Here is a 14025-nt window from a genome sequence, read left to right as displayed (position 1 = left end):
AATTGACCTTTACACTGGAAAGTGAATCTGATGAAGGAGATGAACATGCTATGAAAAGATGGACAAGACCAGCACTCGCGGCCATGCTTTTAATCTCTGCAGGAATAATGCCGGAAAGCAGTGCCTCGGCAGCGGACAGAGAATTTGATCTCCAGGCTCACCGCGGGGGAATGGGAGTGACAGTAGAATCAACTATTGCGTCATTTTCACACGCCTTAGAGCTAGGTGTGAATACATTGGAGCTCGATGTGCAAATCACAGAGGATCAACAGGCCGTTGTGACTCATGACCGTAAAATATCAGGCGGAAACTGCCGCGATACGGAACCTGCTTTTCCTGGTGATCCGGAATTTCCTTATGTGGGAAAATACATAAAAGATCTGACACTTGAGCAAATCCGGACAATGGACTGCGGCTCTTTGAGCAAACCTCAATATCCAGGTCAAAAAACAAGTCCCGGAGCGAAAATGCCGATGCTTACTGAAGTGTTTGATTTAGTAGATTCATATAAAGCAAAAAAAGTAAAAATGAATATTGAAACAAAAGTAGAAGCGGGAGCTCCTCACGAAACGGCTCCAAGAGAAGAATTTGTGCAGATTGTGGCAAAACAGGTCCGCGAGGCGGATATGCTGGACAGAGTGACGATTCAAAGCTTTGACTGGGGCTCCCTCATGAGAATGCGCGAGGTGGAGCCAAGCCTGCCGATTGTGGCTCTTACAAACGGCCCGCAATTTCTTCAGCCGGGACAGCCGGGGGCTTCTCCGTGGCTCGGCGGCATTGATATTGATGATTTTGACGGGGACCTTGTTGCCGTAGCCAAATCGTTTGGAGCAGATGCCATCTCGCCTGTACACGGCTTTCCGCAAAATGGAGCTGTTACAGAGGGTGGGTATGAACCCTATGTGACAAAAGAAATGGTTGATCGTGCACACAAAGCAGACATGCAGGTCATTCCATGGACAGTAAATGACACTCCGACAATGAACAAACTTATTGATGACGGTGTGGACGGCATGATTACCGATTATCCTGACCGTTTGCGGAACGTCATGGAAGAGCGCGGGTACAAGCTTCCGAAATCGTATAAAGCACCAAAAAATGAATAATGAACATTCGGCAGTCCTGGAGAATTGGGACTGCTTTTTTCTGCGGGTTTTTGGAAAGTAAGGGCAGGGTTGTTACTACCGACAATCCGACGAATACATCCAGCTTCATTTGAATTACTGCCAAGAATCATTGCGTAACTACCAACTTTCTTGATTTTACAACCAATCCCCTTTTTAACACTCAAATACCTCTTTTTCTAGCAAGGTCTTGGGTATTTGTCAGTTGACTTCTAGTCCTAGACTATGTAAGTCAACAAAATCCGTGACGGAACGGATGCGATTATTCGGGCAGGATGCGTAACTACCGATAATCCGGTGAACACAACCAGCTTCTTTCGATTTACTACCAGCAATCATTGCGTAACTACCAACTTTCCTCATTTTACAACCAACCCCGCTTTTCAGTATTAGAGGATAGCGAAAATGCATCCCCATAAAAAAGAGTCCATGAATTACAGATAACGAAAAGTCACAGGGGTATTTGTAATATGCAAAAGCAACCAGTTAAGGGAAATTATACAGATACTCTTTTTCATCTGCTGAGATTATACTATTCTAGTTGATCTCATACTATTTTACTATGACTGGGGAAGAAACCATGAAACACATAATATCATTCTTATTGACTATAGCCGCAACCTTTTTTCTAATGCCGGCAGGGGCATTTGCGATCGGACCGGATGAAGCTGATTTTGAAGCGCATCTTAAAGAGATTGGATGGGGGAAAAAGGACTACTTAAACTATCTTGAAAGTAAAGGATGGTCACTTGCTGATTTTGAATCGGCTGATGAACTGGGAACACCTCTTTCTGAAGAGTCTATTTCAGTGATATTGGGAAACTATGAATTGTCCCCCGAACAGCTGAACGAGCTGCTTAGTGAAAACGGTGACATCGAAGAGGGGCAGGATGTCCTGGATGGCACATATCTTATTTTTGCTGAAGATGTGGACATGTTTATCGATTTTTACATAAATGGATGGGAAGGAACGCCTATTGATGAGAAAAATCTGGGAGAACTCCTGGACATTTACGGGTTCCAATCAAGAGAAGAACTTGAGCAGTTTTTAAGAGAACATGAGGATTCCATTGAAAACTATGAGTTCATTGAAGATCTTGATTATGCGGTCGATTTTTATATAAACGGCTCCGAAGCTGAGGATGCAATTTCGGAACTGTTTTCTGAAATTGGTTTGACTGATGAAGAGATAGAAGCGCTACTCACCTATCTTTCAACTCTTGAAATGGATGATCCTATGATTGAAGAGGAAATGATTAAACTCAGCGAACGAATGATGGCTTTTGAAGAGTTTGAGTCATTGAATGATCTGTCCGCTGAGCAAATGGCAGAGCTTCTGGATATTTTCAAAAGCATGCTTGATCTTCTGCAGATTAAAACAGACTACTATATAGTGAAGGATGGCAACATGCAGCCGGTATCTCTAAAAAGCATCCTTACAGTAAATGTTGAGAAAGGCTCCCGTCTCCTCATTAAACTTTCAAACCTGCAGGAGGAATTACTGGCAGATATTCTCGTCACAGCTGAAATGTTTGGTTCAGATCTCATTCAGGAAACAGGGAAAGATTTAAAGGAAGCAAATCAAATCGTTAAAGAGCATCCTATCTATACGAAATCTGTTATTGAAACCAAGCCTGCGGTTAAGACCGTAAAAGGCGGAGAGCTCCCTGAAACCTCAACAGGTGCTGCAGGATACGTACTTGCAGGTATGGCGCTGATTCTTGCAGGAAGCTGGTTTTTCCGCAAAAACAAGGTTCAATCACGCCAGTCATGAAAAAAAGGAATCTCTTTCTGCTTGTTTCCGTCCTTCTAATAAGCAGCGGAATATGGCTGACGACAACAAATGCTGTCACCATGGCCAAAGGGTATTTTCTCTACAAAATCAGTTCTGAACCAAAGGCTGAGACTTTACAGAAAAACAAAGCTGAAAAGCAGACAGCTGCAGCTGAGGATATTCTCTATCCGAAAAGACCGGCAAAAGGCGATCAAATAGGTAATCTTTACATTCCAAAGCTTGAAGCAAATCTCCCCATTTACCACGGAACAGCTGAAGAAGAATTAGAACAGGGAGTCGGCCACTACGCCGGAAGCGTGTTGCCTGGCGAAAAGGACAACTCTGTTCTATCCGGACACAGGGATACTGTCTTTCGAAAGCTCGGAGAAGTTGGGAAAGGTGATCTTCTCATTGTGACGACATCTGCAGGAGAATTCACTTATAAAGTGAGGCAGGTCCGGATTGTTGACAAAGATGACCGTACCGTCATTGTACCGAAACCAAAAGCAGTCCTTACAGTTTCAACCTGTTATCCATTTGCGTTTGCGGGGCCTGCCCCTGAGCGTTATATCCTAACAGCAGACCTGCTTGCTTCAAAATAAAATGTGAATGGCGCGCCTCGCATAAAGGCGCGTCTTTTTTTGCAATCCAATAGTCCATAAAGGCTGAATGTATGGTATTGTTTAGGAGAATAAGGAGCAAAGGAGAATCCTCATGCTTACTATAAAAAAAATTCTCCGTTACATAAAGGGCTCTGGGAGAGGTCGCTGACGAACGTCACCCGGAACTGTGAAAATAAAAAAGCTTTTTTCTGCCTGATTAGTTGTAACGATATCCTTCTTAAAAACGTCATATGTTTGAGGGGGATTTTTATGAAGAAACTCTTATTGGCAATTGTTGTATTTCTATCCGGCTGCTCTATGGAGCCAAAATATCTGACCGAATTTTATACAGGCACACTGGATGAAGTAACAAAAGCCGTCATCACAGACGGCAGTTCAGGATATAGAAAAACAATCAGCGACCAAAAAGAGATAAAAGAATTGATGAACAGGATGCAAAATGTCACCTTCATTCAAGAAGAGAATCAGGAGGACCGCTCAGGATTCAGATATGCCATTGCCTTCTTTGAAGGAGAAATACAAACTTTTCAATTCACTATAAATGAAGTAGATGGAACCTATTATCAAACAGAGCCTGATTTATATCCTCTTATTGATGATTTTTATAAAAAGCTTCCAGAAGAAGAGGAAGCTATTTTCCATTAGAAACTCAGAAATTAGGATTTTTTCTCCTGGGAAGAATGCCCGTTCGGCACACGCCAGGGACCAACATACTGCGCATCTGGTCTGAACAAAATGTTATTGCCTTCCTGCTCAAGAATATGGGCAGTCCATCCGGTTATCCGGGCAGCAGTGAAGACCGGCGTAAACAGGTCAGCCTTCATGTTCATGGATTTCATGATGGCTGCTGCATAAAACTCAACATTTGTATATAACGCTCTTCCAGGTTTCAGCTCCGACAGAATATTCACAGAAGCTTCCTCCACTTTCAACGAAAGCTTCATCCAATCATCATCTCCCGCTTCTGAAAGCAAAACCGCTTTCAGTGCTTCTGCCCTGGGATCCCGGGTCTTATAGACTCTGTGCCCAAACCCCATTAACCGTTCACCTCTGCACACCTTCTGCCTGATTAATTCTTCAATATCGCTGCTTTCTGCCGCTTCAGCTAAAAAGGATAGTACCTCAGAAGGTGCTCCCCCGTGAAGAGGCCCTTTCATCGTGCTAATAGCAGATGTTACGGCTGAATGGATATCTGACAGCGTTGATGCCGTGACCCTGGCAGAGAAAGCAGATGCATTCATTCCATGTTCCATCGTTAAAATCATATACGTTTCAAGGGCCCTTCTTTGTGTTCCAGTCGGCATGCTGCCAAAGAGCATATATAGAAAATGTTCTGCATGATCAAGATGATTAACGGAATCAGGAAGAACGCTGTTATCCATCCAGGCTTTTCGGCAGGCAATCATGACAGGGACGACGGCGGTCAAGCGAATGGCTTCTTCAATAGACGGAGGACCTGAACCTAGAGCTGATACTGCTGTCCTAAGCACACTCATCAAATCCATTTCGCGAGGCAGATTTTTTAACAGAGATGCCACGTGACCCGGCAGTTCCCGTCCCTTTTGTAATTTTCCCTTTAACATTAAAAGCTGTTCCGCATCCGGCCACTCTCCATACCAAAGCAGATAAGCCGCCTCTTCAAATGTGCGCTGAGATACCTCGCTGATGTCATACCCCCTGTAAATAAGCTTTCCTTCAGCACCATCAATAAAGCTGATTCGTGTTTCGGCTGCCGTTACTCCCTTTAATCCATAATGAATCATGAAAAATCTCCCCTTTCCTTTGATGTCTTTATTTTATAAAATAATGATTATTAAGAAAATTAAATCTTTTTAATTGGGTTGATTAAGATAATTAATCAGGAGGGGCTTATGGAATTTTCCTGGATTCAAACATTTGTAACAGCTGCCGAATGTCAAAATTTCAGACGGGCTTCAGAACTGCTGTTTATTTCACAGCCATCTGTGACGGTTCATATTCAGCTTTTGGAAAAAGAGCTTGGAATCCTGCTTTTTCTTCGCGAAGGAAGAAAGGTCAGGCTGACGGAAGAGGGGAAGGTGTACCTTACCCATGCGAAAGAACTTCTGGCTGTTTATCAGGAGGGCATCCTCAAGCTAAACTCGTTTCAACAGGGATATACCTCACACCTTACCCTTGCCATTTCGCCCTTAATTGCCGATACAATCCTGCCGTTTGTATTAAAAAGATATACTTCCACGTATCCACAGGTCGAAATATCCGTTAAAATAGTAGAATCGGCAGAAATTGAACATGCAGTGCTGAGTGAGAACGCAGATCTTGGTCTATCCTGCATGGACAGCCTTCACAGTGAACTCACTTCGCAGATCCTTTACAGGGACAGGGTTCTTCTTGCAGCTCCACACGACGGTGCGGATTCAGAGAGTGCGCTGCCCCTTGACCCGGAAGAGCTCTTGACATCAAATTACCTTCTCACACATAATCATCCTGTATACTGGGATTCTTTGTGCAGAGCAGTTAAAATGAAAATTCCCGGAGTACGGATGATGGAAGTCACTCAGATCCACATCACAAAACGTTTTATCGCAGAAGGGCTTGGCGTTTCCTTTCTTCCTGCCTCAACAGTGCGCAGAGAATTGCTTGAAGGAAGATTGCTTGAAGTGGACTGTCCATTTCTTCCATTGCCTGAAGCCTGTACATATGCCATTATGAAAGACGTTCATAAAAAACAAAAAGAATTTTTGGCTTTTTTAGCGCAATTCAGAATTTGAAGGAGGGCTTACGCCTGATGAAAAAAACGATTGTCTTTACAGGAGGCGGCTCTGCAGGCCACGTTACACCGAATATGGCCATCATTGATGAGCTTGACCGCAGTGCCTGGGACATCCAGTACATTGGTTCAAAAAAAGGAATCGAGAAGGAACTGATTGAAAATATCCAGATTCCGTATCACGGCATTTCGAGCGGGAAATTAAGACGCTACATTGACCTTGAAAACGTGAAGGACATCTTCCGGGTTATGAAGGGCTGCCTTGATGCCAGAAGAGTCTTAAAAAAGCTGAAGCCGTCAGTTGTCTTTTCTAAAGGCGGCTTTGTTACCGTTCCGGTGATTATTGCAGCGAAATCTCTCAACATCCCGGTTTTCATCCACGAAAGTGATATGACACCGGGTCTTGCCAATAAAATTGCCCAGCGCTTTGCGACAAAAATTTTCACATCATTTGAAGAAACATTGGCCTATTTCCCTAATGAAAAAACCGTTTCGATCGGCTCTCCGATTCGCCGCGAAATGTTAAAGGGATCACCTGGCAAGGGAAGAGAACTTCTCGGCTTTGATGGAAGAAGACCGGTTCTAACAATCATGGGCGGAAGCCTTGGCGCCAGAAAAATCAACGAAACGGTAAGAGCGGCACTGCCTAAGCTGAAAGACTATCAGATCATCCATCTTTGCGGAAAAGGAAACGTGGACGAATCCCTGATCGGCAACAAGGATTACAGACAGTTTGAATATGTACACGGCGAGCTTTCCCACTATCTTGCAGCCACTGACTACGTCATTACAAGAGGCGGCTCTAACTCAATCTTTGAGTTTCTGGCACTGAAAATCCCGATGCTGATCATCCCGCTGACAAGAAGCCAGAGCAGGGGAGACCAGATCATGAACGCCAAATCATTTGAGAAAAAAGGCTATGCGATGATGCTCGAAGAAGAAAACCTGACAGAAGAATCTCTACTTACCCATCTGGCCGATCTGAAAACGAACAAAATGGACATGAAAGATACGATGAACAGACTGAATAAAAAAGATGCGATCGGCATCCTTGTGGAAGAAATCAATAAGATTGGATAGCTAAACAAAACACGTCATGACAAATGGCGTGTTTTTTAACAGGGACGAGGTGGTGTTTTCATGAGTGAAAAAAAGCAAACCGGCGTTGACAAGCACAATCAGCTGGATAAACTCCCATTCAGCTGCAGCAGCACGAAAAACGGCATCGTGTTTATAAATTATTTTCACAAGCAGGTAAAAATCCTAAAAGGAAAAGAAGCGGAACAATTCCTGAAAAAGATGGAGGCTGCAGCAGATGAAAAAGCAAAGCAGCTGATCATGGCTAAAATCACTGGGAATTTTAAACGGGGAAATGAGAAGGGGTAAGCTGCACAAGATCACAGCTTTCATCACAAAAACTTTTTCGGAAAAATAATAGAATGCGCAGCGAAGCAGCTGGGCATTTTTTTTCGGTTTCAGGCAAATGTGGCCACTATTTTTACATAATCAAAAACCAAGTCGCATTCAGAATCGTCTAAGTAAAGGAAAGGAGGGGGATAAATGGAAGAGTGGGCAGCAGATTTCATAGAAACAAAAGACTATGAAACTCTTATAGATGAAATCATGCACGAATACGGCACTGAAATTCTGAAGCTTGTGTACACTTACGTCCGAAATCAGCAGACAGCTGAAGACCTGACTCAGGACATATTTGTTAAATGCTACAGGTCGCTTCATACATATAACGGAAAATCAAAGCTCAGAACATGGTTATGGCGAATTGCAATCAATAAGTGCAAGGATTATTTAAAGAGCTGGGATTATAAACATGTAACTCCGTCAAATGATCAATGGAAAGATTCACCTTCAAGTGAGGAAACAGAATACGCTGTGATAAAAAAAGAAGAAGAGTCTGAACTCTTTTTTGCTGTAATGAATCTGCCTGTAAACTACCGGGAGGTCATTTATCTTTATTATTTTGAAGAGCTTTCTATAGATGATATTGCCAGGATAACAAGCTGTGCGGCAGGCACGGTAAAAACAAGAATGCGACGTGCAAAACAGCTTTTAAAAGCGGGCCTGAAGGAGGAGTTGTAGGTGGAAGAACAATTAAGAAAGCTGAGTGAAAGTTCCGGGAACCAGAATTTTGACAAATTGACGTTTTCAGAAAAACACAGAGAAGGCGTATGGAAACGCATCGGTAAAAAGGAGAAATCACCTTCTTGTCTCCTGAAAGATGTTCTGCAGCTTCTGATTCATGAGAAAACAGGGTATGAACTGAGCGTTCTCCTAAGAGCAAGAGGCAATTCAGCTTTTGATGAAAATGAGGGAGCAATCTACACCTTTCTTCATGAGCTTGAAAAGAAAGAATGGATCCAGTCATCCTGGCACGGAAAGCAATCAAAATGTTATGTGATTACTTCCAGGGGAAAGAAGATATTAAAGCGTGAAGAAAAAAAATCCGCAGGTACAGAAATCTCCCTCAGTGAACTATTGGAGGGATAAAAATATGAGAGAGACAAGGAATTCCTATCTTAGTAAAGTAAAAGAACAAATAAAGTCAAAAGATGCAAGAATGATGGTTGAAATGGAATTAAATGCTCATATAGAAAGCATAAAGGAAGACTTGGTGAAGAATGGTCTCACCGCAGATGAAGCAGAAACAAAAGCCATTGCCCAAATGGGGAATCCTGTAGGAATCGGAAAGGATATGAATAAGATTCACCGGCCAAAAACAGATTGGGTGCTGATTCTTTTATTCACACTATGTATGGGGGCAGGATTTCTTCCGGTTTTCATTGGAGAACCTGTTATGCTGGTTAAGAAAATCCTGATTTCTATAGCTGGAGCAATCACTCTATTCGTGTTTATGATGGTCGACTACCGAAGATTAGAAAGGACGGGCTGGGTTTTTTACATACTGGGAATAGGTTTTTTGCTTATCGTACCAGCTTTTGCAAACCAAATTATTAATGGAAGTTTATCCATACAGATCGGTTTCTTCAGATTGGAAAGTCTTATAAGCATCCCATTTTTTTTCGTGGGCTGGGCGTCTTTTTTGAATAACCGCAGCTTAAAAGTTTGGCACGCCATCTTGCTGTATATCGTGCCAATATTGCTTTTTGCCCAGCTGCCTGCTGTATCTGCCGCTGTACTATATACGGTCATGGTCATTTCTATGGTTTGCTTCAGCAAGTTCTCAAAAAAAGTCATCCTATCATTATTGACAGCGGGAGGTGTTCTGGCAGGCATTTTGCTTTTTTCCGTATTTGTCTTCTCATCAGCTGAGAGAAAAAGCCGTCTTGACGCTTTTCTTAACCCTGAAAAGCACTCAAACGACGCGGGTTTTCCCATCCTCTATATTAGAGACTTTATTCTGGATGCAGGCTGGTTTGGTCAGACGCAAAATGAATTTCTAATGGGTGATTCACTGACAAATCTTGTCTTTGTTTCAATTACAGCAAGCTTCGGCTGGCTGGTTGCCGGTGCAGTTGTCATCCTGCTCTTCCTTTTTATCTTCCGTCTTGCGGTTTATGTGCCAAGGATGAAACATACATTTGGAAGATTACTGTTGGCAGGCGCAATCTCACTTTTTGCAATGCAGGTTGCCGTAAACATTGGTATGGCTCTAGGACTGCTTCCATTAATGACAATGTCTCTTCCATTTATAAGCTATGGACTGATGCCTGTCCTTTTAAATTCAGTTTTAACTGGGGTAGTGTTAAGTGTATATCGGCGAAAAGATCTGTTAGGTTTCGAATCCAGGTAATAGGTAGAAAAGAATAAATGGAACATGTTAAAAAAAATTCCAGTTGATGAAACTGGAATTTTTTTATTGGGAAAATGAGCTTACCTCCAGTGCAAGATTTTTTTAAATTAATATATGTTCTAAAAGAAAATAAGATAATTCTCTTAAAATTGAATGCCTGTTTTTTATTCTAAATAAACTATGTTCTAACAAAACATCCTCTGGAAACTTGAGTACTGATTCAGCACATAAAGTTCTAAATGATGAACTAAAAAAACTGTGTTCCAAATAATCACACTTAAAAAGACAAACTAGTTGCCAAGAAAAGTTTAATCATTAGCTTTCAACAAATTGGTTTACATAAGAAGGATACAATAAACAAGGAGATATTTTAATGAATCTCTACTCTGGAGTATGAGCATCATACTCTTTAGAGGGGAGGTGGAGACACATGCCAAACCGCAATGACAATAAGTTTAGAAAGATTGAATCAGAAAGCCAGAAACAAGGAAAAACGCAGGAGGAATATGCTGCTGAGCTTGACAGCAACCGTGCGAAAAGCCAGCAAAAGAAGAAATAAGCTTTGGAAGGACTGCTGATGGCAGTCTTTTTATATGGAGAATTTACGGCGAATTTTGTTTTCAACCGTTAAGTGCCCAAAACCGTCTTCGAGAAAGACACAAATATAGATGGTGCACTCTGTCATTTAGGAGGCAGATGGAAATTTTCAAGTTAACGTCTGTTTCCGGCACGTGACAGATATTCTTTTTCAAGTAAAAGAGGTATTCAAGCAAGTATTCTGCACTATGCGGCAAGTAACGCACTGGGTGCTGCCTCGATCGACGTTATCAAGCGTTAAATGCCCAAAACCTTCTGCGAGTAAGACACAAATATAGATGGTGCACTCTGTCACTTAGGAGGCAGATGGAAATTTTCAAGAAAACCTCTGTTTCCGGCAAGTAACGAATCTTCTTTTTCTAGTAAAAGAGGCATTCGAGCAAGTATTTCGCCCTATGCGGCAAGTAACGCACTGCCTGCTGCCCAGGTCCACGTTTTCAAGCGTTAAATGCCCAAAACGGCTGCGAGCAAAGTTCTCTTTCTTAAGACAAAACAAAAGAGGCACCCCGGAGAGTCCCTCAATAATTTAGTATGTTATCGCATTTTTCTATCCGAAGCATGGAGAGGCATTGGTTTGAGAATCACTTTTATTGATTTTGGCATTTCGAAGTCTTCCTGTGCCTGTTTAAAATGCCTGTACATCGCCTTGCTTCCGGCTGCATTGGCCGAGTGGATGGTAATGCGGTTTGCATAAAGATGATGCCTGACCATGTACTGTACCAGCATGAGCCCGTTTCTGGTCTTGCTGACCAGATCGTGATCAAGGGACAGATGGTCTACGCGATTAGTTTCTAATAGCGCAATGCATTGGTCTATATCTTCCGCCAAAACATATCCGCTGGGGCAGGTCCGGTAATCATCCATAAAGACACTGATTGTCATGATGATTTCCTCCGATCTCATGTGACCTGACTTCAGTGTAACATACTTGAATCTAATTAACAGGAAAAGAATTTCCATTCGAGGGAAACAGACAAAGAAAGTCAAAAAGCCCGCCAATCTGCAGAAAAAGGCGTTTTATCACCTATTTTTGCAAGGGAGTTTATTCTAAAAGTATTGAATTAATCATACTAATTATTTAGAATGAAAAGAAAGGAGATGGAAAAAATATGAATCTATTGAATACGTCATTTGAACGGATATCATACGGCGTTCAGATTAAAACATCCTTGTTGTTTGAATGTGCTCTTGGCATAGCCATGATTACCTATCCAAAGCTTCATAATCAGCTTGAAATGACGAGGGCGGAACTGGACGAGCTCAAGATACGTCTTTCCAGTGAACTGACAGCAGAGCTTGACTACTGCCAGGAGCACAACACGTGGAAAATGCTGCTTCAGCTGCTACATGTGAAGGACTTCTCCAGTCCGGGGGAATTCTATCAGTTCTTAAAGTCACTTTCGGAGAGTGAGCTTAAATATTACGCACTGCCTTTCGTGGATGTCATGCATGAAAATAACCGCCTTGCGGCTTCTAAAGGGGATAAGGATGCTGAAAATGATTTGGTTCTGGCCTGCAAGGGGCATGCCTTTTTTCCGCAAATGATTCATTTTGTATGCAGCAGCAAACATACTGAACTGCTCAATCATTTCCAGGCGCTAGTAGACGGCTGGTATAACGAAGTCATTCTGCCTGAAAAGGACTGGACCAGCGGTGTTTTGGAAAGGGATGTTCTTGAAAAGAGAAGCATTAGCCAATTAGAAAGTCCTCATAAAACGGTCCTGAAAGCTGCTGGAATTGATTATAAGCCTGAACAGGGAATTGCCGATGTGATTTTAATTCCTCACGTGGCATACAGGCCCTGGACGATTCAGGCAGACCTGCCTGCTGCAAAGGTTTTTTACTACCCTGTAAGCGACAGCAGCTTAATGAAGAGCACGGATCCTTTTGAACCGCCGGGACAGCTTGTGCAAAAGCTTAAAGCAATTGGCGATGAAAAAAGGCTCAGGATTCTCAAACTTCTTGTAAAAAAAGAGCTGACTTTAAAAGAAGTGACAGTTCTGGTCGGAATGGGGAAAACGACAGTCCATCATCATTTGACCCTCTTGAAAGCAGCTGGACTTGTTCACTTTAAAGGCAGTGTTTATAAAGCAACTGGAGACTCAATTAAGGGGATAGAAAAGGAAATCTTTACTTTTCTGCATAAGGAAACATGAAACCGGTCAAGCTGCTTTTTTATAATCAGCTTTTGTCGGTCTTTTCAAGCACGTTCGGAACGTTCCTCCTTTCGTGGATCCTATATGAAGAGACCGGTTCTAAGCTTGCGATGGGCACCTTGTGGCTGGTCAGCATTTCGGGGCAGCTGATCGTTCAGTTTATAGCCGGACCCTATATAGACCGGTTTAAAAGAACAACAGTAATGAGAGCGTCAGAGGCATTAAGGGCTTTCGTATACTTGCTGCTTCTCCTATTTTTTACAGTCGGGTTCCATGAGGCGGCCCTGTTATATGCAGCGGCTTTCTTAACCTCCATTACTGCATATGATTCTGCCGCGGCAGCACTTGTTCCGAAGCTTGTTCAAAAGGAGATATTGGTCAAAGTAAATGCAGGAATTTCAGGCGGGGTGCAGCTGATGCGTTTTTTGACGCTGCCCGCAGCGGGTTTCCTTGTATCCGTTTTGGATGAGAAAAGTTCTCTTATTCTTGTTGTCAGTGCATTTTCTGTTTCTTTTATCATGATCGGTTTTTTAATAGAAAAGTCTGGAGAATTTGAGGGAAAAGCATCATGGATAAAGAAATTCAAAGAGGGGGCTGACATTTACCGGAAACATAAAGTGCTTCTATTTCTCGGCGGGCTTGTCTCCATTACAAGCTTTGGCGTGTTTGCTGCCCAGACCATGTATATTCCATTTGTCTCAGAAGTACTGGGAGGTTCATCATTTGAGTATGGCCTGTTTGCCGCTTCTTTTCCCCTTGGTTACATAGCCGGCAGTTTTGCGGCATCCAGAATAAAAGTAAAAGATACATCCATCTATCAAATCATGATGCTTGCCCTGTTTATAGGAGGCTCTACTTACTTGGCGCTTGGTGCTGCAAAGACTCTGGCAGCGGCGATGGTCATTGAAATCGCAGCAGGTACAGCTATGCCCTTTTGGAATGTCTACAGCACGACGCTTTATCAAAAGCTTGTGCCGCAGTCCATTCTTGGGCAGGTTTTCTCAGTCAGGTTTCTTATGGCAAAGGCAGCTGCGCCGCTTGGAATTGTTTACGGCACTGTATGTGCTGCTCAATTCGGTATACAGTTTCTTTTTCTTTCAATTGGTGCCATCATTTGCACAGTTTCGGGGGGAGGACTTCTTTTTTTTGCATTCAGACGCAGATCATCTGTCTTTCAGCTTAAGTGACTGTAAAGGTAAAAAATGCAATCGTTTTCTATTTGTTTTCTGTAAA

15 protein-coding genes are annotated in these 14025 nt (G+C 42.6%); 13 read left to right on the top strand and 2 right to left on the bottom strand.

Going from position 1 to position 14025, the window contains the following annotated elements; all coding sequences use genetic code 11:
• Positions 1-50 precede the first annotated feature (50 nt).
• The 4 genes from JOJ89_RS11725 (at position 51) to JOJ89_RS11710 (ending at position 4166) form a co-directional block, all read left to right on the top strand.
• A complete protein-coding gene (locus tag JOJ89_RS11725) occupies positions 51-1106 on the top strand; it encodes a glycerophosphodiester phosphodiesterase (protein WP_203287455.1) in 1056 nt (351 codons plus the stop codon).
• Positions 1107-1704: 598 nt separating this feature from the next.
• Positions 1705-2898: a processed acidic surface protein gene (locus tag JOJ89_RS11720; RefSeq protein ID WP_203287452.1), complete on the top strand. Its 1194-nt coding sequence runs from the start codon at positions 1705-1707 to the stop codon at positions 2896-2898.
• A complete protein-coding gene (locus JOJ89_RS11715) occupies positions 2895-3500 on the top strand; it encodes a class D sortase (protein WP_203287450.1) in 606 nt (201 codons plus the stop codon). Before JOJ89_RS11720 ends, JOJ89_RS11715 begins: the two co-directional genes overlap by 4 nt.
• Positions 3501-3770: 270 nt before the next feature.
• Positions 3771-4166 (top strand): hypothetical protein, encoded by a 396-nt coding sequence (locus JOJ89_RS11710; RefSeq protein WP_242524599.1) that lies wholly within the window; start codon positions 3771-3773, stop codon positions 4164-4166.
• An 11-nt stretch (positions 4167-4177) separates the two neighbouring features.
• On the opposite strand, the gene JOJ89_RS11705 is transcribed toward JOJ89_RS11710, so the two are convergent.
• Positions 4178-5284 carry a citrate/2-methylcitrate synthase gene (locus JOJ89_RS11705; RefSeq protein WP_203287448.1) on the bottom strand — a complete coding sequence of 369 codons (1107 nt, stop codon included), beginning with the start codon at positions 5282-5284 and terminating at the stop codon, positions 4178-4180.
• A gap of 108 nt (positions 5285-5392) precedes the next feature.
• Here JOJ89_RS11705 and JOJ89_RS11700 point away from each other — a divergent pair, with 108 nt between their 5' ends.
• The 7 genes from JOJ89_RS11700 (at position 5393) to JOJ89_RS21275 (ending at position 10598) form a co-directional block, all read left to right on the top strand.
• The gene (locus tag JOJ89_RS11700; protein ID WP_203287446.1) at positions 5393-6271 is read left to right on the top strand and encodes a LysR family transcriptional regulator; all 879 of its coding nucleotides are present in this window, start codon (positions 5393-5395) and stop codon (positions 6269-6271) included.
• 14 nt (positions 6272-6285) lie between these two features.
• Positions 6286-7350 carry an undecaprenyldiphospho-muramoylpentapeptide beta-N-acetylglucosaminyltransferase gene (locus JOJ89_RS11695; RefSeq protein ID WP_029280639.1) on the top strand — a complete coding sequence of 355 codons (1065 nt, stop codon included), beginning with the start codon at positions 6286-6288 and terminating at the stop codon, positions 7348-7350.
• Between the two features lie 60 nt (positions 7351-7410).
• On the top strand, positions 7411-7656 hold the full coding sequence (locus tag JOJ89_RS11690) for a hypothetical protein (RefSeq protein ID WP_203287444.1): 246 nt from the start codon (positions 7411-7413) through the stop codon (positions 7654-7656).
• 174 nt (positions 7657-7830) lie between these two features.
• Positions 7831-8367 carry a sigma-70 family RNA polymerase sigma factor gene (locus JOJ89_RS11685; protein ID WP_203287441.1) on the top strand — a complete coding sequence of 179 codons (537 nt, stop codon included), beginning with the start codon at positions 7831-7833 and terminating at the stop codon, positions 8365-8367.
• Positions 8368-8775 (top strand): PadR family transcriptional regulator, encoded by a 408-nt coding sequence (locus JOJ89_RS11680; RefSeq protein ID WP_029565919.1) that lies wholly within the window; start codon positions 8368-8370, stop codon positions 8773-8775.
• Between the two features lie 4 nt (positions 8776-8779).
• Positions 8780-10039 (top strand): FtsW/RodA/SpoVE family cell cycle protein, encoded by a 1260-nt coding sequence (locus JOJ89_RS11675; protein WP_029280646.1) that lies wholly within the window; start codon positions 8780-8782, stop codon positions 10037-10039.
• A 430-nt stretch (positions 10040-10469) separates the two neighbouring features.
• On the top strand, positions 10470-10598 hold the full coding sequence (locus JOJ89_RS21275) for a hypothetical protein (protein WP_267881646.1): 129 nt from the start codon (positions 10470-10472) through the stop codon (positions 10596-10598).
• 572 nt (positions 10599-11170) lie between these two features.
• Here JOJ89_RS21275 and JOJ89_RS11670 read toward each other — a convergent pair.
• Positions 11171-11518 carry a cyclic-phosphate processing receiver domain-containing protein gene (locus JOJ89_RS11670; protein ID WP_029280648.1) on the bottom strand — a complete coding sequence of 116 codons (348 nt, stop codon included), beginning with the start codon at positions 11516-11518 and terminating at the stop codon, positions 11171-11173.
• A gap of 227 nt (positions 11519-11745) precedes the next feature.
• Between JOJ89_RS11670 and JOJ89_RS11665 the strand changes: the two genes are divergently transcribed.
• A complete protein-coding gene (locus tag JOJ89_RS11665) occupies positions 11746-12792 on the top strand; it encodes an ArsR/SmtB family transcription factor (RefSeq protein WP_203287439.1) in 1047 nt (348 codons plus the stop codon).
• Positions 12789-13979 carry an MFS transporter gene (locus JOJ89_RS11660; RefSeq protein ID WP_203287437.1) on the top strand — a complete coding sequence of 397 codons (1191 nt, stop codon included), beginning with the start codon at positions 12789-12791 and terminating at the stop codon, positions 13977-13979. Before JOJ89_RS11665 ends, JOJ89_RS11660 begins: the two co-directional genes overlap by 4 nt.
• The last annotated feature ends 46 nt before the right edge of the window (positions 13980-14025 follow it).

Origin of the sequence: Metabacillus sp. cB07 (genome assembly GCF_016839225.1) — a bacterium.
GTDB classification, from domain to species: domain Bacteria; phylum Bacillota; class Bacilli; order Bacillales; family Bacillaceae; genus Bacillus_P; species Bacillus_P indicus.
This window is presented reverse-complemented; position numbering and strand designations above follow the sequence as displayed.